The 21,474-nt window shown below is 47.2% G+C and carries 19 protein-coding genes; 10 read left to right on the top strand and 9 right to left on the bottom strand.

Annotated elements, in window-relative coordinates; genetic code table 11:
- Positions 1–102: 102 nt before the first annotated feature.
- From QJS83_RS01570 to QJS83_RS01555, 4 genes are all read right to left on the bottom strand, one after another.
- On the bottom strand, positions 103–900 hold the full coding sequence (locus QJS83_RS01570) for an endonuclease/exonuclease/phosphatase family protein (RefSeq protein ID WP_284607145.1): 798 nt from the start codon (positions 898–900) through the stop codon (positions 103–105).
- Between the two features lie 10 nt (positions 901–910).
- Positions 911–1,435, bottom strand: a complete 525-nt coding sequence (locus QJS83_RS01565; RefSeq protein WP_284607143.1) for a GNAT family N-acetyltransferase — start codon at positions 1,433–1,435, stop codon at positions 911–913.
- 91 nt (positions 1,436–1,526) lie between these two features.
- Positions 1,527–2,561, bottom strand: a complete 1,035-nt coding sequence (locus tag QJS83_RS01560) for a methyltransferase domain-containing protein (protein ID WP_284607141.1) — start codon at positions 2,559–2,561, stop codon at positions 1,527–1,529.
- Between the two features lies 1 nt (position 2,562).
- Positions 2,563–3,042, bottom strand: coding sequence for a hypothetical protein (locus tag QJS83_RS01555; RefSeq protein ID WP_284607140.1), 480 nt, complete (start codon positions 3,040–3,042; stop codon positions 2,563–2,565).
- Between the two features lie 100 nt (positions 3,043–3,142).
- Between QJS83_RS01555 and QJS83_RS01550 the strand changes: the two genes are divergently transcribed.
- From QJS83_RS01550 to QJS83_RS01520, 7 genes are read left to right on the top strand one after another with little or no spacing between them, the layout of a single operon-like run.
- A complete protein-coding gene (locus QJS83_RS01550; RefSeq protein ID WP_284607138.1) occupies positions 3,143–3,778 on the top strand; it encodes a hypothetical protein in 636 nt (211 codons plus the stop codon).
- 19 nt (positions 3,779–3,797) lie between these two features.
- Positions 3,798–5,405: a carboxyl transferase domain-containing protein gene (locus tag QJS83_RS01545; protein ID WP_284607136.1), complete on the top strand. Its 1,608-nt coding sequence runs from the start codon at positions 3,798–3,800 to the stop codon at positions 5,403–5,405.
- A gap of 2 nt (positions 5,406–5,407) precedes the next feature.
- On the top strand, positions 5,408–6,187 hold the full coding sequence (locus QJS83_RS01540; RefSeq protein ID WP_284607134.1) for an enoyl-CoA hydratase-related protein: 780 nt from the start codon (positions 5,408–5,410) through the stop codon (positions 6,185–6,187).
- Positions 6,187–7,665, top strand: a complete 1,479-nt coding sequence (locus QJS83_RS01535; protein WP_284607133.1) for an acetyl-CoA carboxylase biotin carboxylase subunit — start codon at positions 6,187–6,189, stop codon at positions 7,663–7,665. Before QJS83_RS01540 ends, QJS83_RS01535 begins: the two co-directional genes overlap by 1 nt.
- Positions 7,665–8,045, top strand: a complete 381-nt coding sequence (locus tag QJS83_RS01530) for an acyl-CoA carboxylase biotin carboxyl carrier protein subunit (protein ID WP_284607131.1) — start codon at positions 7,665–7,667, stop codon at positions 8,043–8,045. The genes QJS83_RS01535 and QJS83_RS01530 overlap by 1 nt, the downstream gene beginning before the upstream one ends.
- A 5-nt stretch (positions 8,046–8,050) precedes the next feature.
- A complete protein-coding gene (locus QJS83_RS01525; protein ID WP_284607129.1) occupies positions 8,051–9,001 on the top strand; it encodes a hydroxymethylglutaryl-CoA lyase in 951 nt (316 codons plus the stop codon).
- Between the two features lie 41 nt (positions 9,002–9,042).
- Positions 9,043–11,607: a PAS domain-containing hybrid sensor histidine kinase/response regulator gene (locus QJS83_RS01520; RefSeq protein ID WP_284607127.1), complete on the top strand. Its 2,565-nt coding sequence runs from the start codon at positions 9,043–9,045 to the stop codon at positions 11,605–11,607.
- Here the strand turns inward: QJS83_RS01520 and QJS83_RS01515 are convergent.
- A complete protein-coding gene (locus QJS83_RS01515) occupies positions 11,604–13,421 on the bottom strand; it encodes a TonB-dependent receptor plug domain-containing protein (RefSeq protein WP_284607125.1) in 1,818 nt (605 codons plus the stop codon). The genes QJS83_RS01520 and QJS83_RS01515 overlap by 4 nt on opposite strands.
- Complete coding sequence (locus QJS83_RS01510) at positions 13,421–14,008, bottom strand: energy transducer TonB (RefSeq protein ID WP_284607123.1); 588 nt, start codon at positions 14,006–14,008, stop codon at positions 13,421–13,423. The genes QJS83_RS01515 and QJS83_RS01510 overlap by 1 nt, the downstream gene beginning before the upstream one ends.
- 231 nt (positions 14,009–14,239) lie before the next feature.
- Between QJS83_RS01510 and QJS83_RS01505 the strand changes: the two genes are divergently transcribed.
- Together QJS83_RS01505 and QJS83_RS01500 are read left to right on the top strand one after the other, a co-directional pair.
- A complete protein-coding gene (locus tag QJS83_RS01505; RefSeq protein WP_284607121.1) occupies positions 14,240–15,772 on the top strand; it encodes an ABC-F family ATP-binding cassette domain-containing protein in 1,533 nt (510 codons plus the stop codon).
- Between the two features lie 77 nt (positions 15,773–15,849).
- Positions 15,850–17,337 (top strand): hypothetical protein, encoded by a 1,488-nt coding sequence (locus tag QJS83_RS01500; protein WP_284607119.1) that lies wholly within the window; start codon positions 15,850–15,852, stop codon positions 17,335–17,337.
- Here QJS83_RS01500 and QJS83_RS01495 read toward each other — a convergent pair.
- A complete protein-coding gene (locus tag QJS83_RS01495) occupies positions 17,334–18,140 on the bottom strand; it encodes a DUF2799 domain-containing protein (RefSeq protein WP_284607117.1) in 807 nt (268 codons plus the stop codon). The genes QJS83_RS01500 and QJS83_RS01495 overlap by 4 nt on opposite strands.
- A gap of 1 nt (position 18,141) precedes the next feature.
- Complete coding sequence (locus QJS83_RS01490) at positions 18,142–19,974, bottom strand: ATP-binding cassette domain-containing protein (protein WP_284607115.1); 1,833 nt, start codon at positions 19,972–19,974, stop codon at positions 18,142–18,144.
- 162 nt (positions 19,975–20,136) lie between these two features.
- On the opposite strand from QJS83_RS01490, the gene QJS83_RS01485 reads away from it, so the two are divergent.
- Positions 20,137–21,090, top strand: a complete 954-nt coding sequence (locus QJS83_RS01485; protein WP_284607114.1) for a hypothetical protein — start codon at positions 20,137–20,139, stop codon at positions 21,088–21,090.
- On the opposite strand, the gene panD is transcribed toward QJS83_RS01485, so the two are convergent.
- Positions 21,091–21,465, bottom strand: coding sequence for an aspartate 1-decarboxylase (gene panD / locus QJS83_RS01480; protein ID WP_284607112.1), 375 nt, complete (start codon positions 21,463–21,465; stop codon positions 21,091–21,093).
- Positions 21,466–21,474: the final 9 nt, after the last annotated feature.

The following is a 21,474-nucleotide window of genomic DNA, read 5'->3' as shown; positions in this document are numbered from 1 at the left end:
ACGAGAAAAATTTTAATACATAGAGAATAAGTTATTATACAAAAAATGAATCATAGGAAAACCTCTGCCAGAGAGGCTTTCCGGGAAGCTCGTCGGTATCCGTTATTGCAAACGGAATTCCGCTGTCAGCGGCTTGTGATCGGAACTGTTGATGTCATGATGAATATTCGTGTCCACAGTCGTCAATCCGCGCACGTAGATATGATCGAGTTTCAGGCGACGGTTGTCGTTTTTGAACTTCAACTTTTGCAAACCCAAGGGATTGAGAATCTCGTCCAAATAGGCAAGGCGGTCCTGATTCCAAGAATTAAAATCTCCTGCAAAAATGACGGGGCCTGTATGTTTCTTCAAAACGGCCGCTACTTGCAGAATTTGTTCGCGATTGAGTTTGTTTTGCACGAAGTTTAAGCCGTGAATATTCGCGATCAGCAAAGTTTCTTGGGAGTTTGCAATCACGTATTCATTCAAAATCACCATTTTGGGAGTGTTGGCGATGGGTTCTCGGCCTGGACTGCGCAGGAATTGCACGGAAAGAGGCGTGGTCAGGCCACCATTCATAACTCCGGTCGCATCTTTGCCGTCCAAAAAACTGGTCGCGAAATCCCAGCAGAAATCTTTCTGACGAAGAGCGATGGCAGGAACGAAATTATCAATCATCGACTCTTGCAAAAGAACGAGGTCCGAGCGGGGAGTGAAGATCTCGAAATCGCGAGCCCAGTCCGCTTTAGCTTCGCCTTTTTTGATATTCCAGACGAGAACTTGAAAATGTGCCGGAAGATATTCCTGGTGGCAGGTGCCGAATTGGGTGAGAACGTCTCTGTCGTCGGGGATGGTGTATTTTGCATGAACGGTAACGGTTGTAAAAAACAACAGTGCAGAAACGGCCCATCCCTTGAGCATAAGACTCTCCTTAGATTTTCTTTTCGAGAACGACGAACTCCAGTCCTTCGACTTTAGGAATTCCGAAACGTTCATCTCCATAAGGGAAAGGTTTCTTTTCCCCGGTGTTGCGGAAACCGTGTTTTTCGTACCAAGCGATCAACTCAGTTCGCTGCACGATCACCGTCATGAAAATCGTAGTACAGTCCCAGAATTGTGCAAGAGCTTCTGATTCATCTAAGAGCATTTTTCCGAGGCCTTTTTTCTGTAGGGTCGGGTCCACGGTGAGCATGCCGAGATAACACTTTGTTCCTTGTCGTTCTAGGTGAACACAGCCCAGGAGTTTCCCGGTGTCATCGTCTTCGGCAATGAGTACAATCGAATCATCTTTGTGAATTAGTTCCGCAATGCCTTGGGAGTCTACACGTTGTCCGCCCAGCAAATCCGCTTCCGTCGTCCAACCCTTTTTCGAGCTGTCCCCGCGATAAGCCGAATTCACAAGCTCCACAAGACTTTCCACATGACTCTCATCAGCCTGAGTAAACTCAATATGCATACGTCCCCCCAAAAAGGTGCCTGCTTCTTTTTTCTGGCTACAGCGCGCAAATGCCGCGCCATCGCCAGAAAAAAGAACCAGGCACTTTTTTTTAAGATTTTTTGGTGTAGATGAAAAGTTCTTTTCCTTGGCGGCGTGGGATGGATTTTTGCCAGCGGCCCCAGAAGATGGGCTGATAGCTGGATTTTAATCTTTGGCGAAGTTCCCACTCGCTGCCTCCGTAAGGAGGGCCTTGGCGTTTTTCGAATGTGAAGAAGACGCCCATCAAATGTCCGCCAGGGGCGAGAACGCGGTTCCAGATTTTCACAAGATCTTGGCGTTTTGCAGGATTGATCGCACAGTAACAAGTGTGTTCGAAAACAAGATCGAATGCCTGATCGAAATCACGCGGAAGTTTAAATAAATCGGATTCGACAAACTTAAGATTAGGAATGTCGCCGTAGTTTTTGCGCGCTTTTTCCAAAGCCAATGGAGAAATATCGACAGCCGTTACAAAATGTCCCGCCTTCGCAAAGAAAGCGGCGTCATGACCTTCGCCACAACCCAAAACAAGCACGCGACAAGGAGAGATTTTCAGTCGCGGCATCATGTCTTTCAAGGCCTCGGCAGGCTCGCCAAGATTCCAACCGGGATTGGCTTCCGTTTCGTAAATCTGTGACCAGTATTGTTCTTTTTCAACGTTCGGATCGGCGGGCCAATAGTTGGGAACGTCGTAAATTTTGCCATCGTATTCGACGAAGTCATCGCCGTATTCATCAAGCAAGTTGAAAAACTCCGCTTGAGCTTTTCGGGAAAAAACAAAAGGAATTTTATTTTCCGTGTAACCGTGAAAACGATCCCACTCATCAAGAGAAAGAGATGCCAATTCAAACTTGTATTCGAGACCGTAAGGAAGAGTCAGAGACCAAACACCGTCTTCAACGTGGACCTGTTGGGCAATGTAAGGCTCGTCAAAAGCTTCGACGATCACAGGTGTAGCGCCGATGGTGCTGAGGAGAGTTCCGCCCTCGTGAATTTTTAAATTTTGCAGAAGTTCTTGTCCCACAAGAGGGTCTTGAATGCGAACCTCGCGGCTCAGACCATAACCCTCTTCATCAATTTGGATGAATTGTGTGGGAATAGGCATATTACTTTTGAGGTGCGGCTGGAGTTTCCGCAGGAGTTTCAGTTGTTGTTGGAGCTTCGGCCGGTGTTTCTTCGCCCGGAGTGATTGTCGAACCTTCTGTGAAAACGACGATGTCGTTCGTTGTTTTTACAGATTGCAAAGTCCACTTGTCCACATTGGAGTCCTCAGAGAGTTCACGGTGAAGAACCGCTTCGCCTTCAATAACTTGCTCAAGGGCTTCACCGGACTCAGAAATATCGACGAACTTGTAGGCAAATACCGCGCGAACCTTGTTATCAGCCAAAGTTTCAGTCCAAAGTCTCATGATCGAAAGTTCTTTAGCATTCGGCTTTTTCACAGCTAAAGTCTGCTGAATCAACTCGGCCAATTTCGCTTGAATGCCGGAGTGCGTCTCAAATCCTACTGCCTCCGACGTGTGAATCACGTTCCAAGTCCAACCGAGGGCAGCGATGAAAACAACGAGACTAATAATTTTCTTCATTTCTAGAGTCCTCTCTCCATTTACTCAGTGTGATAAAACTGACATCCTTATCCGAGCATGATATTTCGTTTTTTTCAACATCAGTGCGAGAGGATATCTCATGAACCAACAATGGCTGACAATCTTAATGTCAAAGGGGATTGAGCTGGAGCAAAGTCTGCGTCAGCAACTGCAAAGTGCGAAACAGGAATTGAAGTCGCAACTTGAAGAACGAGGCATTCGCTTGAGTGCGGCGGATTTGGCGGCTTTGCTCGAAGAAGTTTCTCCGAAGGCCTCTCATGCTGCGCTTAGTTATGCGCTCGATATCGTCCGTCCTTTTTCAGCGGGCATGGGGCTGAGAATTTCTCGTCTCTCTGACACGCAAGTCGAGATGGTAGTTCCTGCTCGCACGCGCAATATGAGCGAAGCCAATGTCATGCACGAAGGGGCGTTAACAACAGCGTCTATCGAGGCGGCCAAGCTTTTGTGGATGCGCCACGCTCCCATTGGTCATTTCGAAATCAATGTCGGTAAAGTTGAAGCGGAGTTTTTTAAAACTCTGAGCAGTGAATGCCGCGTTCGAATGGAGCTACCGGAAACAGTTCGGGAAGTTGTTTTGGCGGAACTGCGCGATCGCCGCGAATCACAAGCGGGCGCAGAATTGAAGATCTATGATGAAAACGAACAGGCCATTGCAGAGCTTCGTTTGAATTTGAATTTTAAACATACTCCGGCGCTGGCGGGACAACACGAATAGTTCGGATCAAGAAAGTTTTATGGAAATCTTAGAAACGCATATAGATACAAACTCTCAAGACTTCAAAGCCAACCGCGATGCGATGATGAACATCGTCGGCGAATGGCGCGAACGCGTGAATTTGGTCAAACAAGGTGGCGGAGAGGATGCGACAAAAAAACACAAAGCGCGCGGCAAACTGACAGCGCGTGAACGTATCGAAGCTCTTGTCGACGGTGGAACGGCTTTCTTGGAGTTTTCAACTCTGGCGGCTTGGGATATGTACGAAGGACAAGCTCCGGGGGCGGGTGTTATCACCGGCATCGGTGTTGTTCACGGTACAGAGTGTGTGATTGTTGCAAACGATGCGACGGTCAAAGGCGGAACATATTTCCCGATGACGGTGAAAAAACATCTTCGTGCCCAAGAGATCGCTTTTGAAAACGGCCTGCCTTGTATTTATCTTGTCGACTCTGGCGGAGCGTTCTTGCCGATGCAAGCGGATGTCTTCCCAGATCGCGATCATTTCGGAAGAATTTTCTACAATCAAGCACGCATGTCCGCAGCGAACATCCCGCAAATCGCGGTGGTGATGGGTTCGTGTACAGCCGGCGGAGCCTACGTTCCGGCGATGAGTGATGAAACCGTGATCGTCAATGAAAACGGTACGATCTTTTTGGGTGGACCTCCACTGGTGAAAGCGGCGACGGGAGAAGTTGTCGACGCGCAGGAGCTTGGCGGTGCGAAAGTGCACTGTGAAACAAGCGGCGTGACAGATCATTTTGCGGAAGACGATGAACATGCGATTGAAATCACGCGCTCTATCGTTGCGCACTTAAACCACAAACGGGTTGTTCAACTTAGAACAATGCCTGTGGAAGATCCTCTTTACGATGCGCAAGAGCTTTACGGAATTATTCCAAAAGATAGTCGTGTTCCTTTTGATGTGCGCGAAGTGATTGCGCGTATTGTGGACGGCTCACGTTTGCATGAATTCAAACCTCTTTTTGGAAAAACTTTGGTGACGGGTTTTGCTCATATCTGGGGTATGCCTGTCGGCATTATTGCCAACAACGGCGTTCTTTTCAGTGAAAGCGCGCAAAAGGCCGCGCACTTTATCGAGCTGTGTGAACAGCGTGAGATTCCTTTGATCTTCTTGCAAAACATCACAGGTTTCATGGTCGGAAAGAAATATGAAAATGAAGGTATCGCGAAACACGGTGCTAAAATGGTGATGGCAGTTTCCAATGCCCATGTTCCGAAGTTCACGGTCGTCATCGGGGGATCTTACGGCGCCGGAAATTACGGAATGTGCGGAAGAGCCTACCAACCTCGTCAATTGTGGATGTGGCCGAATGCGAAGATCAGCGTCATGGGCGGCGAGCAAGCGGCGAACGTTTTGTTAACTGTGAAGATGGATCAAATGGCGGCGAAAAAACAAACGATGTCTGCCGAAGAGCAAACAGAGTTCAAACGTCCGACATTGGAAAAGTACGAAAAAGAAAGTTCCGCGTATTATTCATCCGCTCGTCTTTGGGACGACGGAATCATTGATCCGGCAGACACTCGTCGCGTTCTGGCTTTGGGAATTGCCGCGAGTCTTAACAAGTCTTGGGGAGAAAAATCCCAAGGCGTCTTTAGGATGTAGCCATGTCATTTGTTGTTGTTACAGAAATGAACCACGTCGCCTATGTAAAACTAAATAGGCCGGAAATGAGAAACGCGTTTAATCCCGAGATGATCGCGGAACTCACAAAGATCTTTCAAGACTTTCAAACACGAAAAGATCTGCGCGCTGTTGTTCTACAGGGCGAAGGCAAAGTCTTCTGTGCGGGAGCGGATTTAAACTGGATGAAGGAAATGGTGAATTTTTCTTTCACTCAGAATCGCGATGATTCGATGAAGCTTTTTACGATGTTTGAGGCGATGGCTTCGTGTACTTTGCCGGTAATAGGTCATATTCACGGCGCCGCTTTCGGCGGAGCTTTAGGTCTGGTCGCCATCTGTGATGAAGTGATCGCGGAAGAGGGCACGCAGTTTTGTTTTAGCGAAGTGAAGTTGGGAATTGCACCGGCAGTCATCAGCAGCTTTGTGAATCGCAAAGCGGTTCCCGGAAAAGTTCGTCCTTTGATGTTGTCGGGGATTGTCTTTAATCCTCATATCGCGCAACAGGCAGGCCTTGTGAACGAAGTCGTTCCGCAAGGAGAAGGTCATACAGCCGTACAAAAGGTTTTACACAACTACCTGCAATGCGGTCCCGAAGCTGTTCGTGAAACGAAGAAACTTTTAAATGATTTGAATTTTATGACGTGGGGTCAGCAAAGGGATACGACGACAACATTGATCGCTGAACGTCGCGCCAGTGCAGAAGGACAAGAAGGTTTAAAATCTTTCTTGGAGAAACGCGAACCCACATGGAGATCTCAATAATGGGTAAATTTACTCGTATCGCCATTGCCAATCGCGGTGAAGTGGCCGTTCGTATTATTAAAGCGTGTGAAGAGCTGGGCATTGAAACGGTTCTTTTGCATTCCGAAGCCGACATCAACACTCGCGCTTACAGAATGGCGACAAAAACGATCTGCATCGGCCCAGCCCCGACGGCTGAAAGTTATTTGAATATTAAAGCCAATGTCGACGGTGCTTTAGCGGCGGGTGCGCAAGCGATTCATCCAGGATTTGGTTTTCTTTCTGAAAACGCGGATTTCGCTGAGGCCGTGCAGAAAGCAGGTTTGACGTTTATTGGTCCCTCCGCGGAATCAATTCGTTCTTTGGGTGACAAGGTTCACTGTAAAGATTTGGCGAAGCAAGCGGGTCTGCCTTTAGTGCCAGGCTATCAAGGTGAAAATCAAGATGTGGGGCACCTGATTCAGCAAGCGGAAAAGATCGGTTACCCTGTGATTGTCAAAGCTGCTGCCGGGGGTGGCGGTCGCGGCATGAAACTTATTAAATCTTCGACAGAGGCCAAAGAGCTTATTGAGTCCGCGCAAAGGGAAGCTCAATCCGCGTTTGGATCTCCGAAAGTTTTTTTGGAAAAATATTTGGATCGCGCAAAACACATTGAGTTCCAGGTATTCGGTGACAGCACGGGAAATGTTCTGCATTTCTTCGACCGCGAGTGTTCCGTCCAACGTCGTCACCAAAAAATCATTGAAGAAGCGACATCACCTTCACTGACAGAGGATCTTCGTCGTCGTATGGGTGAAGCTGCTTGTGCTATTGCGACCATGGGGAAATACAAAGGCGCAGGAACTGTTGAGTTTCTATTACAAGATGGGGAGTTTTACCTTCTTGAAGTCAACACACGTCTGCAAGTAGAGCATCCCGTGACTGAGGAAGTTTTGGGTGTGGATCTGGTAAAAATGCAGATCCTGACGGCGCAAGGCGAATTCGTCCATGATCCAAAACAGATTCGGGCGCCACGCGGCCATTCCATTGAGTGCCGTATTTATGCGGAAAATCCTTACATGGGAGGCGTTCCTTCAACAGGTCTCTTGGGACATGTCGAGTGGCCGGAAGGACCGGGCCGCCGTTATGAATACGGTTTTGACTCGGGCGATACGATTACTCCTTACTACGACCCAATGATTGCGAAAGTGATTGTTTGGGACGAGTCCCGTCCTCGTGCGATTCAAAAGATGATTCGTGTGTTGAAAGACGCTGTCGTTTTCGGTGTGCACACAAACATTCCTTATTTGATCGAAATTCTGTCGCACAAAGAATTTGTGATGGGCACAATGACAACGCGTTTTATTGAAACTTATTTTGCCGATGCTTTGAAAGAACCCGCGTTGACTGAGATCGACAAGAAAGTCGCAGAAGGGGCTTTAGCGCAACTTCGCGGCGGAACTCCGGAGTCCGTGAAAGCATCCACATCTCCTTGGTCTTCTTACTGGAGAGGTATCTAATGGAAGTCACAGTTCGTATCGACGGTGTTGATCACAAGGCGCAGGCGCAGTTAATCAAGGGAACTTTGTGGGTTCATCATAATGGCCGTACTTTCACAATGGACACAGGTTCAGGACGAAAGTCGCGCAAGAAAGGTGCTGGTGGAGGTTCCTCCGATCAGATTCTGGCGCCAATGCCTGGTAAGGTGACGAAGATTTTACTTTCTCCGGGCGCTAATGTTGAAGCAGGGCAAGCCGTTCTAGTGATGGAAGCAATGAAAATGGAGTATACTTTGAAGGCAGAGATTGCCGGAACGATCGACGCCGTGACATGCGTGGTGGGCGAACAAGTGGCTCTTGGAAAAAGCCTCGTGAAAATCAAACCAACTGCCGATAAATAAGTGCTATGAAAAAGTCAGTCGTGATTGTGGAAATGGGATTAAGAGATGGCCTTCAAAACGAAAAAACCGTTTTGGATTCCGACACGCGCGTGGAATTTGCGCGACGACTGATTGCTGCGGGAACAAAACGTGTTGAGATCGGAGCATTTGTTTCCCCGCAATGGGTTCCGCAAATGGCAGGCACGTCCGAAGTCATTCAAAAAACTTTTACTTTGGTGAAGTCGGGCGTGATTCCAAAAAAGACGGAATTTTCCGCCTTGGTTCCCAACGAGCGCGGAATGTTGGATGCGATCCAAAGTGGCGTGAAAGAAGTTGCGATCTTCGCGGCCTGCACGGAATCATTTTCTTTAAAAAATATCAATTGCACCATTGACGAAAGTTTCAAACGCTTTGAGCCAGTCATGGCATTGGCAAAAAAACATAAAATCAAAGTTCGCGGATATCTTTCAACGTGTTTCGGTTGTCCGTTTGAAGGAAAAGTTCCTGAAGCCAAAGTTATTAAGCTTGCTCAGCGTATGCATAAACTCGGCGTTTATGAAATTTCCATCGGTGACACAATCGGTGTCGCTGACGTGGGACAAGTTGAATCGCTATTCCGAAAATTAAAAAAAGTGGTTCCGGTTAAAAAACTCGCGGGACATTTTCACGATACGCGCGGACAAGCTTTGGCCAATATTCTTGCGGCTTACAAGCTTGGGATTACTGTTTTTGACACAAGCCTTGGGGGCTTGGGTGGTTGTCCTTACGCACCTGGTGCGACGGGAAATGTGGCGACGGAAGACGTCGTCTATATGTTCCACGGCATGGGTATTAAGACGGGTCTGAACCTTCCTAAGCTGCTTGAGATCAATCCTTGGATAGCGGAAAAGATTCAGCATCCTCTTCCTTCTAAAGTGGGCAAAGTCGGAACACTTAAACCTCTTGGTAAAGTGACTCGAACTCCGTCTGTGAAATAGCAGATTCAGGAAAGTCTTCGCTGCATGTACTCTTAGGTATTATGCCGCGATCGCAGGATGACTCCATTGAAAAGAAAGCTGAAAGATATGAAACCATATTCAAATCGGATATGGTGGGTATTCTTTGTAGTGATCTCGACGGAAACATCCATGAAGCGAACGACTACTTTCTTAAGATGGTCGGCTATTCCCGCGAAGAATTTAAAGAAGGCAAAATCAATTGGATGGATTTGACCGTTCCCGAAGATCGGGATCGCAGTCGAAAACTTGCCGAGATTTTGCGCGACGAAAATAAAATCCACTCCTTCGAAAAAAGATATATCCACAAAGACGGCCACATTGTTTACGCGCTTGTAAGCCCGACACTCTTTCGGGACGGCACTTTTATCACCTTGGTCTTAAACATTTCCCGCCGCAAAAAAGTCGAAATGGAGTTGGAGAAGGCGAACAACCTTTTGGAGGAACGTGTTGCAATGCGAACCCAAGAGCTGCAAAGATCCGAGGCTTTTTTAGAGGCGATCTTCGAAAATAATCCCAACATGATTTTCGTTAAGGACGCCAGGAACCTGCGTTTCGTTCGTTTTAACAAAGCCGGCGAAAATCTGATTGGTGTGCCTCGCTCAGAGATGATTGGTCGTAGTGACTATGATTTTTTTCCTAAAGACCAAGCCGATTTTTTCGTGCAAAAAGACCGCGAGGTGCTGAAATCCCCGCAGGGAGTGGATATTCCGGAAGAACCCATAAAGACAGCTTCGGGGACGCGCTACTTACACACAAAAAAGATTCCGGTTTTTAACGAATCTGGAGAAGCCGTTTATCTTTTAGGAGTTTCCGAAGACATCACCGAAAAAAAAGAAGCCGAAAATCAAAAGCTCGAGTACCTGCAGGCGCAAATTGCACGTCAAGAGGCGGAAACGCGTGCGGCGCAAATGAGTTTTCTTTCGGAAATTACGGGAATTTTGGCTGAATCATTTGATCAGAAAAAAATCCTGGAGTCTTTTTGCAAAAAAGTGTGCAGCTTTCTATCGGATATTTGCATTGCCGATCTTCTGAATGAAGAAGGACTCGATTTTGTTCATCCTGAAATCGCCGCGAAGGATCCCAACGAAATCTCTGTTTTAGAGGCCTGGCGCGATCGACACACGCCTCGTTGGGACGCCTCTGAAGGCATAACCAAAGTTGTGCAAACAGGTGGATCAGAGTTTTATCCCGAGCTCGACGTGACAAAATTTCTTACGGAGTCTTTCAGTTCGGATGCAGCTGCGGAGAAACGGCAAATTGCCATTAAATCCTTGATGTTTGTGGCTATTAAAGTAGGTTCGGAAAAACCAGTTGGCGTTTTAACTTTCGCAAACAAGGAAGGCAGCCCCCGCTTTACAAAAATGGATCTTGTGATTGCGGAAGAGGTCGCGCGAAGACTCGCGATCGCCTTGGAAAACTGTCGTCTGTATTTAAAATCCCAAGAAGCCAGTCGCGCTAAAAGTGCTTTTCTTGCCAATGTCAGCCATGAAATTCGCACGCCTTTGGGTGCGATGCTGGGCTTCGCGGAACTTTTAAAAGAAGATGACTCTTTGGGCGGCGAACAAAAAGAGGCGATCGAAACCGTCTTAAGAAACGGTCAGCAGCTTCTTCGTATTGTTGATGAGATTTTGGATATTTCAAAAGTAGAGTCTGACCGAATTCAAATCGAAAACATTGTTTTCTCTCTGCCGCACTTATTGGACGAAGTCGTACATCTTTTACATGGCCGCGCTGAAGAAAAAGACATTCAGCTTACGATGAGAAGGGGAGAGCTGCCGGAATATATTTGCAGCGATCCCACTCGCATTCGGCAGATCCTTATTAATATTGTGGGGAATGCCATTAAATTCACAGAACGCGGCGGTGCTGTCGATATTGATGTAACAGCAAAAGTCGCAGGCGGCGTCGGTCGACTTGAAATTTATGTCACTGACACAGGAATTGGAATTACCTCTGAACAGAGAGGACAGCTCTTTCAGCCCTTTGCACAGGCCGACAGTTCGACGACACGGCGTTTTGGCGGAACAGGGCTGGGACTTTTTCTTTCGCGTAAATTGGCGCGCTTGCTAAATGGCGACGTCATTTTGGATTCGAGCACTCAAGGTAAAGGCAGCCGCTTTTTGATGACGGTGGGTTTTCAAGAAGTTAAGGATTATCATGAGACTCTGCCGTCGGAGATGCCGCAGACACCGCGATCTCCGTTAGAGAATATTTCCCGCATTTTGATTGTCGACGATGCGATTGATAACCGCGAGCTTTGCAAACACTATCTTAAAAAAATGGGATTGTTGGAAGAGCAAATCGACACCGCTCAGAACGGGCGCGAAGCGGTGTCTTTAGCGAGTAAACATCCCTACAGTCTGATCTTGATGGATATTCAGATGCCTTATATGGACGGCTTCGAGGCACTGAAAGAATTAAGAAAACGGAATTATAAAAACTGGATCGTCGCTTTGACGGCGCACGCTATGAAGGGCGATGCGGAAAGATGTCTTGAAGCTGGATTTGATGCTTATTTGCAAAAGCCCCTCCGACGAGAGGCTCTGCGAAAAACTTTACAGAAAGTTCCCCCGGCACCGCCTTAGAACCAATACTCCGCACCCAAAGATCCGGAGAAGCCTTCCGCATAGAAAGAGTAAGTTTCTTCATAACGATAATCGGCAAGATTATTCAAACGCGTGAAGAAGTTCAAAGTTTCATTCCAGCTATAAGTGTACGCCGCATTCGCAACGACGTAACCTGGAAGAGTGACAACGCCTGAGGAGCCGAAATCGGAACGAGTGCCGGAGCCGACAATCTCTAAAGCACCTGAGTGTTTATTCCAGTTCCGCAAGTATTTGAGACTTCCATTAACTAGAGGTCGGCGCAATAGCCAGCGGTCATTCTGAATGTCTCGCGGTTCCTGGTAACCGTATGTAGCCAGGACTGTCGACTCTGGCGTCATTTTGAGAGTGTATGTAATATCAATACCGCGAGTTTCTGATTTAGAGATATTGTCGTACTTCATGTTTCCGGGTGATCCTGTGATCTGCAGAAGATCGGTAAACTCAGAATAAAACAAAGTCGCGGAAAAGTTTTGGTTTTCATTGATTTGCCACTCTTGTAAGACACTGTATTGCATTCCGCGCTCCGCCTTCAAATTCGGATTCCCGTAACGAGAATACAGTTGGAAAAGAGATGGAATTTTATATCCCGATGCCACTTCGAGTTTTGTGTTCTTAAAAAGTGTGACACCGATCTGGTAAGTGCCAACAGGATCCTCGTCGCTCCAGTTTTCAACTCGGCCCCCTATTGCAAGCGAGAAGCCCGGTGCAAACTGATAGTCGGCTTTCGTGAAAAGACCTCGTTGCTCAGAGAAAGTGTTATTCTCTTCGACGCCTTTGTTGCGAAAAACGAAGTCTTCATAAATGTAACTCAATCCGGAGATGATTGAGAGTTTTTCGCCTGCGTAAGGTGTCGCGTCGAGACGAATTGTTCTGAGATTGGCACCATAGTCTTCTTCAGTACCCGTTGGATTGTCTACAGGAACGATGGTAGGCCAAGTGTATTCACGTAGGCTATTTTGTGCGCTCAGGGCAAGGCGCGGATTCCATGCCATCTCATTGAACTTCAAGTGAGAAGATACACCCAATTGTCGCGTATACTGCTCGAAGTCTTCTGTGTCGTAAACTTTATTAGTCAGGCGGCTGGCGTTCGGTGAGAAGTTTCTGTCCTGTAGAAAGATTCCCTTAAGGTTTCCCTCGACCCGGCCTTTCCATGCATAAGCTCCTTCGGCATTCCAGTTGTTTCGGGGGTAAGTTTCAGAGGAGTTTAGGACTGGAGATTCGGCATCTCTCCAAGCGCCGTGACCGCGAATGAGAAACGCCTTGCTTTCATCGAGCGCACTGGTGTGTGTGGCAGTGATGTCGCGGAAACTCTGTGTTCCCACCTGTCCCATGAGACCCGTTTGATCTTTGAATTCTTGTGGGATCGTATCAATCTTAATGACACCTGTAAGGGCTTGTCCTCCATAAAGGACTGTCTGTCCGCCCTTAACAATCTCAATACGACGAACAGATTTTATGTCCAAGGAGTTGAGATTAAAAGTTCTTTGAATTGTAGAAGCATCGTAAAAAGGAACTCCATCCACGATGATCATAACGTGGCTTGCATCGCCTCCGCGAATGAAAATGGAGTTGGGTTGAAAAGGTGTGCTTACCACTGTGACATTGGCCTGACTTGAAAGAAGACTTGTAATGCTGGGAGCGCGGGATTCTTTGATAGTTTCTTCGTCGATGACGATTTTGCTGGAAGTGTTGAAGACGACGTCTTCAACGACAGTTTCGAAAGAAGGAACGTTTTCCTGAGCGAAAGCGGGAAGAGCAACGAACAACGACACGACGATAAAAAACGTTTTCACTAATTCACACCTAACTTAAAGCGATATGTATATCTGATTTTGACTGAAACGGGGTCCGCACCTTTTTGTGCAGGTAAAAATTCGAATTGTTTAAGAGCGGAAATGGCAGACTCGTTCAATCCATGACCGGGCCCGCTCACGAGTTGAACGTCCTTAACCTTGCCGCGACTATCGATCAAGACTTCAAGAATCACGGGGCCGTCGATGCCCGCCTTTTTTGCCTCTTCGGGATAAGAAGCTTTCACCTCTTTAGCGACTTTCGGAAAGCGTGTGACTTCGCCCCAGCCAACGGGCGTGTTGGTTGCGCCTTCTTCATCACCATTGTCCGAGATGCTCTCCTCAGCTGTCGCCGTTGGAGTAACCGTTTCCGAAGTTGTTGGCGCATTCGATACGACAACGGTTTTTTTTGCGGCTTTCGGTGGTGAGGATGGCGCCGCTGATTTCACCGGCCCGCCCAATGGAGATGTCAAAGTCAAATCGATCACTTCCTCGGGTGATGAAGACTCATGCCAACCCGAGACACCCAGAAAAAGGGCCAAACTTGCGTGAAGACAAAATGAAATAAGAATCCAATACTGTGCTTTCAAAACGGTTTAACTTCGCATAAATCGGCTCTGGGAGCAATCTTCCGGTCTTTTGTTTGCAGTTCATTCTCAATTAGAGAACGAATAAAAAAGGCCCCCTTGAAAATTTCCCGGGGCTTATGTTATTCTTTGTGAGTCGGGCGCAAATCCGACGTCTATGAGAAATTAAATCCGTCATTTTTTCTTTTTTAAGAACTTTCATTCAACCCAACCTGGGTTCGGCGGATTTTATATATGCAGAATACATATTTTCAGGCGACGGGAAAGTCGCTGACCCTCGAGTTTCCTCGAGGCGACATTTTATTTTCGAACATTTCATTCACTTGGAACGGGCCTCGCTGCGGTTTGGTCGGTCCTAATGGCGTTGGCAAAAGTACGTTTGCTAAGATCCTTGCCGGCAAAGTGGAAGCGACGTCGGGAGAACTCAAGATTTCCCACGAAGTTTTTTATCTTTCGCAGTCAGAAGAGCGGCCCGCCCTTTCGGTGGCGGAATACTTAATCGAGCTTTGGGAGAGTCCGGCGACAACGCCGGCTCAATGGGGTCCTTTATTGGAGTCCATCTCTTTGGAGGCGTCTTTGCAAAGTCTGAGTGGCGGTGAGTGGACACGGGTGCGTATCGCGCATGCGTTGATCTACAGTCATGGACTTTTGATTTTGGATGAACCTACGAACAATCTTGACGTCGAAGCGCGAAGGCATGTGACTGAGTTCATAAAGTCTTATCAAAGCCCTTTATTAGTGATCAGTCACGATCGCGATTTGCTTAATCATGTCGATTGTATATGGGAACTTTCCAATCAAGGTTTAACTTCTTACGGCGGCAATTACTCTTTTTATAAAGAGCAGAAGGAAAACGAAATCGCCTTGCAAGAACAAGCGATCGATCGCGCTCGCAGGGAAAAGAAAAAGATCGAGCGGGAATATCACGAAAAACTTGAGATGCAGGAAAAACGCATGCGAGCCGGAGCCCGCAAAGCCGAGAAAGGCGGTATTCCAAAGATCTTGTTGGGCGGACGCAAACGCAGAGCCCAGGAAACCCAAGGAAGAATCCACAGCAATGAGGAAAAGCGTGTGGAAAAATCAGTAGCTGAGTTTAATGAAATTCTCTCCCAGGCAAAGATCTCGAGCGTGTTGGGATTAGAGCTTCCGCAAACGGGTGTGCCAGAGGGCAAACTGGTTTTTGAAGTCGAAGAACTGCAAATCACTTATCCGGGAAGAGATCCACTCTGGCCCGAGCCACTGCATTTTTCGATGAAGGGCCCGCGGCGAAAAGCGTTGGCGGGAAAAAACGGAGCCGGTAAGAGCAGCTTTATCAAAGTTTTGTTGAATAAAGTGCCGGCATTTCTTGTGGTGGACGGAAAAGTTCATCGCGCTGATATTCCGTGGGCTTACTTGGATCAAGAGTATTCTCTCTTGGACATGGAAAAAACTGTGCTTGAAAATGTTTTTGATACCTCAGCCTATGATATCGTCGAAACCCGCAATCGTTTGGCGCGGTTTCAGTTCTTCGGAGACAAAGTGCTGCAACCGGTGAAGACGTTAAGCGGAGGAGAAAAACTCAAGACCGCATTAGCTAAGATATTCCTGGCGGCGACACCTCCGCAGTTTTTGATATTGGATGAGCCTACGAACAACTTAGACCTGCAAAGTCTGGAAATTTTGGAAGAAGCTCTCAGCGCTTTTGAAGGGGCTCTGCTGGTGGTTTCGCATGACGAAGTTTTTCTGGAAAATATCGGAATTGAGGAGGTCTGCCTTTTGCAATCTTAGTCATTAAGATGCTAGCCCGTTGGTTGACCTCCTTGAGTTTTGTGTGTTTTGGCCTACTTAGCCTGATGGTTCTTCAGATGACGAAGAGGCCGCTCTGTATTGATTCCAAGGTTGTCGAAAGAATAGACAGGCTTTCAGAATCAGGGACAGACACCGTCTATCGTTGCGCTCTAAACAAGGCGACTCCTTACAGCGTGTACTTTAGCGAACAGGGTAAAGACCTGGGCTATCGCATTCAACAGATGGAAAGGCTTCTGGAAAGCATGGAGCCTTTCTATCGTAAGATTCAGCTTACGATTTTAGAAGACCGCCCTTTGGCTTTTCGCATTCAAGGCCATCAGGTCTATATGGGTGCGAAACTTATTGAGGCTCCCGGCCATTTGGAAAAAGCTCTGGCGAAAATCTGGTATCGCGAGCGCAACGAAGCTCTTTTCGCGCAGCAAGCATTGATGGAGGAAGTAGTCACAGACTTCCTGGTCTATCTGCAGGGCGGGGATCTTGATATCGGCGATCCGAACACGAAAATTAAAACAGCTCTTCGTAAAGTCAAATGGCCTTACGTGATTAAATCCGTTGCGGCTTATTGTGAATCACCGTGGAAACAATCAGAGCACTTTGCTCTATGTCAGAACAAGCAAGACGCGGCGTTGGTTTTAGATCAGCAGGTTGTTGAAATGAGCCTGCGTTCGTTACTGGTGACGAGCTGGGTGAACTCGTTCAAGGCGCTGACGCTGCGAGAGCGGTTTTATTTCTCGCAAAACATTCCGCGTTTTCTAAGATCTGAGCATACGCCGGAGCTGCCGTTAACAAGTTCTTATGAAGTTTTACAGGCCAATGAAACCACGTTGGTGAAGGCGGCCGAAGCAATCAAGAATGTGAATGCGTTTGTTGCGAGTTCTAAGACGATTAAAGATTCTGAAATTCACCGGATGTTCGTTGCGAATTTTACTAATGAGCTGCGCTCAAATGGATTTCAAGATGCTTTTGCGGAAGCAACCTTTGATCTTCTTTACGTCAGTCAGGAAAAGCTCGATGAAAAATCGAAAGTCCTGCAGCAGTTTATGAAGATTGCGAAGGCTTCGCCCAAGTTGCAGATAGCTTTGCAGGATAAAGACGGCCTGTGGATGCTGCCTTCAAAGTATCCAATTCCTTTAAAGTCTTTCGGTGCCGTTAAAGCATCTCGCACTGTCGTGGAAAAGTGCGGAGGGTACAACTTTAGTTACGTCATGGATTATGCCGATAAGACGGAAAAACTTTTGGTTGTCGACCACTGTGATTTGAAACGCGATTTGCGCTATGATCGTTATCTTACTGACGGAGCTGAAGGCTTTGGCGCTCAAAACAAAGGAATCGCTTTCGTGCAATTCCATTTGCCTTCTCTTTTGATGAAGAAGACGGAGCTTGAGGCTGTCGCAAACGTTTTTGAATTCATCCAAAAAAGGGACGTTGATAGTCCCTCATTTAAAAGCTTAGGCTGGAGAGAAGTGAAGTGGAGCGAGCAAGCGAACGCTTATCAACCCAAGGCCTACGTTGATGCGATCGAGTGGTTCCGCGTTCCAAACTAGTTTGGATCAAGACTTGGCAGCTCTTCTTTAAGAGCTGTGACTTCCGCTAGTTTCTCATTTCTTTCTTTTTCAATTTTCCGAATGTCGCTTTCCAGGTTCGACACTTCATATTTTGCCGAGTTCAGCTGCGTAGATGCTGAAGAGATTTGTCCATCCAGTTGGCTGCGCTGTTGGTAAGCTTCAATGGGAAGCATGTTCTTTTGTGTTTCCAAAGATGACATTTCAGACTGTTGCATACGCAAGCGGTTTTCAGCACTAAATAAGTCCGAACGTTTCCAGCGAATTTTCTTTTCCAGTTCGTTGATCTCGTCATTTTTAATATTAATCAAAGACTGAACGTACTTCTTGCGACCTTTACGATACTCCACCAGAAATGCCGGCTCGAGTTCCTTCGGACACACGTTTTTATATTTCTTACCGGAAGTTCCCGCAGGGAAGCCGTTGGTTTTATGGCAATAGTCGTGCAGGCCCCTTTTGTGTTCGGAAATAAGGAACGTGATTTGCGGCCCCTCACAGATGTCACGAGAGAACAAGTCTCCGTTCTTTCCTGTCAGGTAAGCTTGAGTATTAGAACAATATTTCTCTACACCGTTTTTGAAGCCTTTATCGAGTTGCGACTCTTGAATGTCAGCGCCGACCTTACGGCATTCATTGACGAGTTGATCTGAATTCAACCATTTGCCTTCCATTGCGACGCTTTTGCCGTGCTCGAACCAATTGGTGGATTCGCACTCTTTCTTTTTAAAGTAACTCGCACAAGATGTCAGACTCAAACATGCAATCAGCAAAAACGCTCGAAACATTCTACGACCCCACAAGACTTTTCAGTTCTTCCTCGCCACGATGCTGTTCCTCCATGGCCTCCAACATCAGGACTTCGAGATTCTCGATGGAGCCGCTCAATTCATGCAGCTCTTTTGCAAGGCCTGCTGCTTTATCACCGCTGGCGTTCATCAAGGATTCATTTAAAGCATCTCTTTTTTTGCCAAGATCGGCAATCTTCTTGTCGCAGTCTTCAATCTGCTTTTGCGCTTTTTTGATCGCAGCCTCAAGACGTTTGCGCTCTTCTTTGTAATTAAACTTCGGCGCTTCATCAATTTTCGCGACAGGTCCTCGTGATGTCGAGTTCTCGTCAAACACGCGGTCGGCTAAAAATCCTTTTTGCAAACTCCAGACGTATTCGTCATAAGTTCCCGGATAAAGCGTGAGCTTGCCGTGATTGACCTCAAGAATCTTATTCGCTACGCGACCGATAAAGCCACGATCATGGCTGACGGTAACAATCGTGCCTTCATATTTTTCCAAAGCCGTTGTGAGCGCTTCCACCGTATCGAAATCAAGATGATTCGTCGGCTCATCCAGCAAGAGCAGCGGCGATTTTTGCAAAAGGATTTGTCCTAGAGCGACGCGGGACTTCTCACCTCCGGAAAGAACCCGGACTTTCTTTTGAACGGTATCACCGGAAAACAAAAGACTACCGGCGATGTTAAGCACATCTTGCTGTGTAACTTCTTTATGCGCCGTCGCGGCCATCGCTTCCAACACCGTATGATTGGGATTCAGAGATTCCGGCGTGTGTTGAGCGAAATAAGAGTAACTAACTTGATGTCCCCATTTAATTGAGCCACGAAGAAGAGGAATTTGCTCGCCCAGGGATTTCAAGAGAGTGGATTTACCAGCTCCATTGAGACCGACAATGCCTAGATGATTCCCGCGCTCTAGACGCAAGGATACGTCTTGCAAAATGACTTTATCGCCATAACCGCAGTCGACGCTTTCAACTTCAAGAATCATTTTTCCGGTCGGGCTTGCGGGAGGAATATGGATATGTGAATGCGTCGGCGCCGCCTTCATTTCAATCACTTCCATTTTCTCCAGCGCTTTCAAACGGCTTTGCGCCTGACGGGCTTTTGTTGCCTTAGCGCCAAAGCGCGTGACGAAATCCATGATGGATTTACGTTTAGCCTGCTGGCTGAGAATTTGTTTTTGCAAAATCTCGTTGAGCATTTGCTTTTGCTCGAAATAGTCATCAAGACTACCTGGGAATTTCACGATATCGCCGGATTCCACTTCAAGAATATGATCGGTCACGCGACGTAAAAACTCGCGATCATGCGAGATCAAAAGAAAAGCGCCTTTGAATTCCTGAAGGAAGCTTTCCAAAACTAGAAGCGTTTCAAGATCAAGAAAGTTTGTCGGCTCATCCAGCAACAAAAGATTGGGCTCTTGGCCGATAAGATACAAAAGTTTCACGCGCATGCGATAGCCGCCGCTCAATTGCTTGAGATGCGATTGGAAGTGCGCTTCGCTAAGTCCCAGTTTAAGGCCGAACTGTTTCAATTCCCACAAAGGCTTGATGCAGTTTTTCGCAAGATACTCTTCAACCTTTTCATCGACGTTCCAGTCGGACTCCTGCTCAAGATAACCAAGGCGCAGTTGTTGGGATTTCGTGACGATGCCTTGATCCAGATGTTCTTGATCGACAAGAATTTTAAAAAGTGTGGATTTGCCGGCGCCGTTGGGGCCGATAACGCCAACGTGTTCACCCTCGTTCACCGCAAATGTCGCGTCCTCAAAGAGGGACTTGGATCCGAAAGCTTTGTAACCAGATTGAAGTTGTAGAAGGGTGATAGCCATGCACAGACCTTATATCAAAACTTTGGTCTTGAAAAGAAGTGTCTTATTCTGAGATTCGCCAGCAAAATCCAGAGATTCCTTATGGTTGTTCTTGAATACCCGATAAGTTCCTTGATGAGATTCAACCGGCATTCTTTTTTCAGCTTTGTAAAAACCGCGCTTATGCTCGTAGTGGTGACGCCCGTTTTTGCGTGGGCCCAAGTGCCAACGGCAGTACCGGCGCCGGTGACAACACCCAGCGCGGACCAAGTTTTTCAAACAATGCAAATGCAACAGAATGCTTTTCTTCAGTGGCAACAGCAGCAACAAGTCGCTGCCGCCAATGCAGCACTAGAACAGCAAAACGCACAAGTTAAAGCTACACAAACACAAGGTCTTTTTACGATGTTTGCGGGCCTTTGCCCAATGATGTTCGGGGGCTCGGGCAGTTCAAAGACAGCTATGGGTTCAACCGGCGACAGTCTTGAAGATGCTGCTTATGAACTTCAAGAGGCTGCGTGGGCGGCACGTGAAAAAGAAGGTTTCGTTTACGAAAAAGATTTGGATCGCAATACGTCCCGCACGATTGGTCAAGATGCGAGCGCTACTTTCGCTAAAGGTTGCGATCATTTCATCAATAAAGAAGGTCAGCTGGGATCGTGGGGCTCTTACACGCTTCAACAGATCAAAGACAAACCTGAATCATTCGGCGCTAACGTTCCTGATGACATCACTCAGTGGTGCCCGAATTATCCGAAGATGAACAAGGATCAGAGAGAACTTTATTGGGTATGGATCATTATGTCCATGGCTTCCTCCGAGTCGAGCTGTAATCCGCGCAATGACAATCGAAATGCCCCGAACGGCACGGCGATTGGTTTGTTGCAAGTGTGGAAACCCGTATGTCCCAAGGCCCGCGATCTGCACGTGCCGTATCAGAATATTCAGTGTGGCGTCGACTTGCTTGCGAAAGAACTTCAGAATCGAGACACACTGATGACACCGACGTCAAAAGGCCCTGAAGGAACCTACTGGGGACCTTTGCGCAGTGACGACTGGAACAAAAGACGTGGTGGGGATATCGATGGAGCGCAGAAGACCCGCGCTCTTATGAGCCAATACCGCTACTGCAAATAATTATTTATTATTCTTGCGATCTTCTTTGCGTTTTTCTTTTACGCGATTTTTTGCGTCGACAAAAACCACTGTTGGTTCATGCTTTTTCGCGTCGTCGTAATTCATTCCGCAGTAAGCACAGATAATAACCAGGTCGCCTCTTTGAACGTGGCGAGCGGCAGCTCCGTTCAGGCAGATTTCGCCTTTTTTTCCTTTAATCACGTAAGTGGAAAAGCGCGCACCGTTGTTGCAGTTGTAGATATCGACGCGCTCATTGATCAAAAGACCTGAAGCTTTGATAAGATCAGGACAAACACTGACAGAACCTTCGTAATCAAGGTCTGCGCCTGTCACAGTCGCACGGTGAATTTTAGCTCTAAGCATTGATAAGTTCATAACGTTTCC

The organism is Bdellovibrio sp. 22V (assembly GCF_030169785.1).
Taxonomy (GTDB): Bacteria; Bdellovibrionota; Bdellovibrionia; order Bdellovibrionales; family Bdellovibrionaceae; genus Bdellovibrio.
Note: the sequence above shows the minus strand (reverse complement) of the source record. Positions and strands in the feature narration are given on the sequence as shown.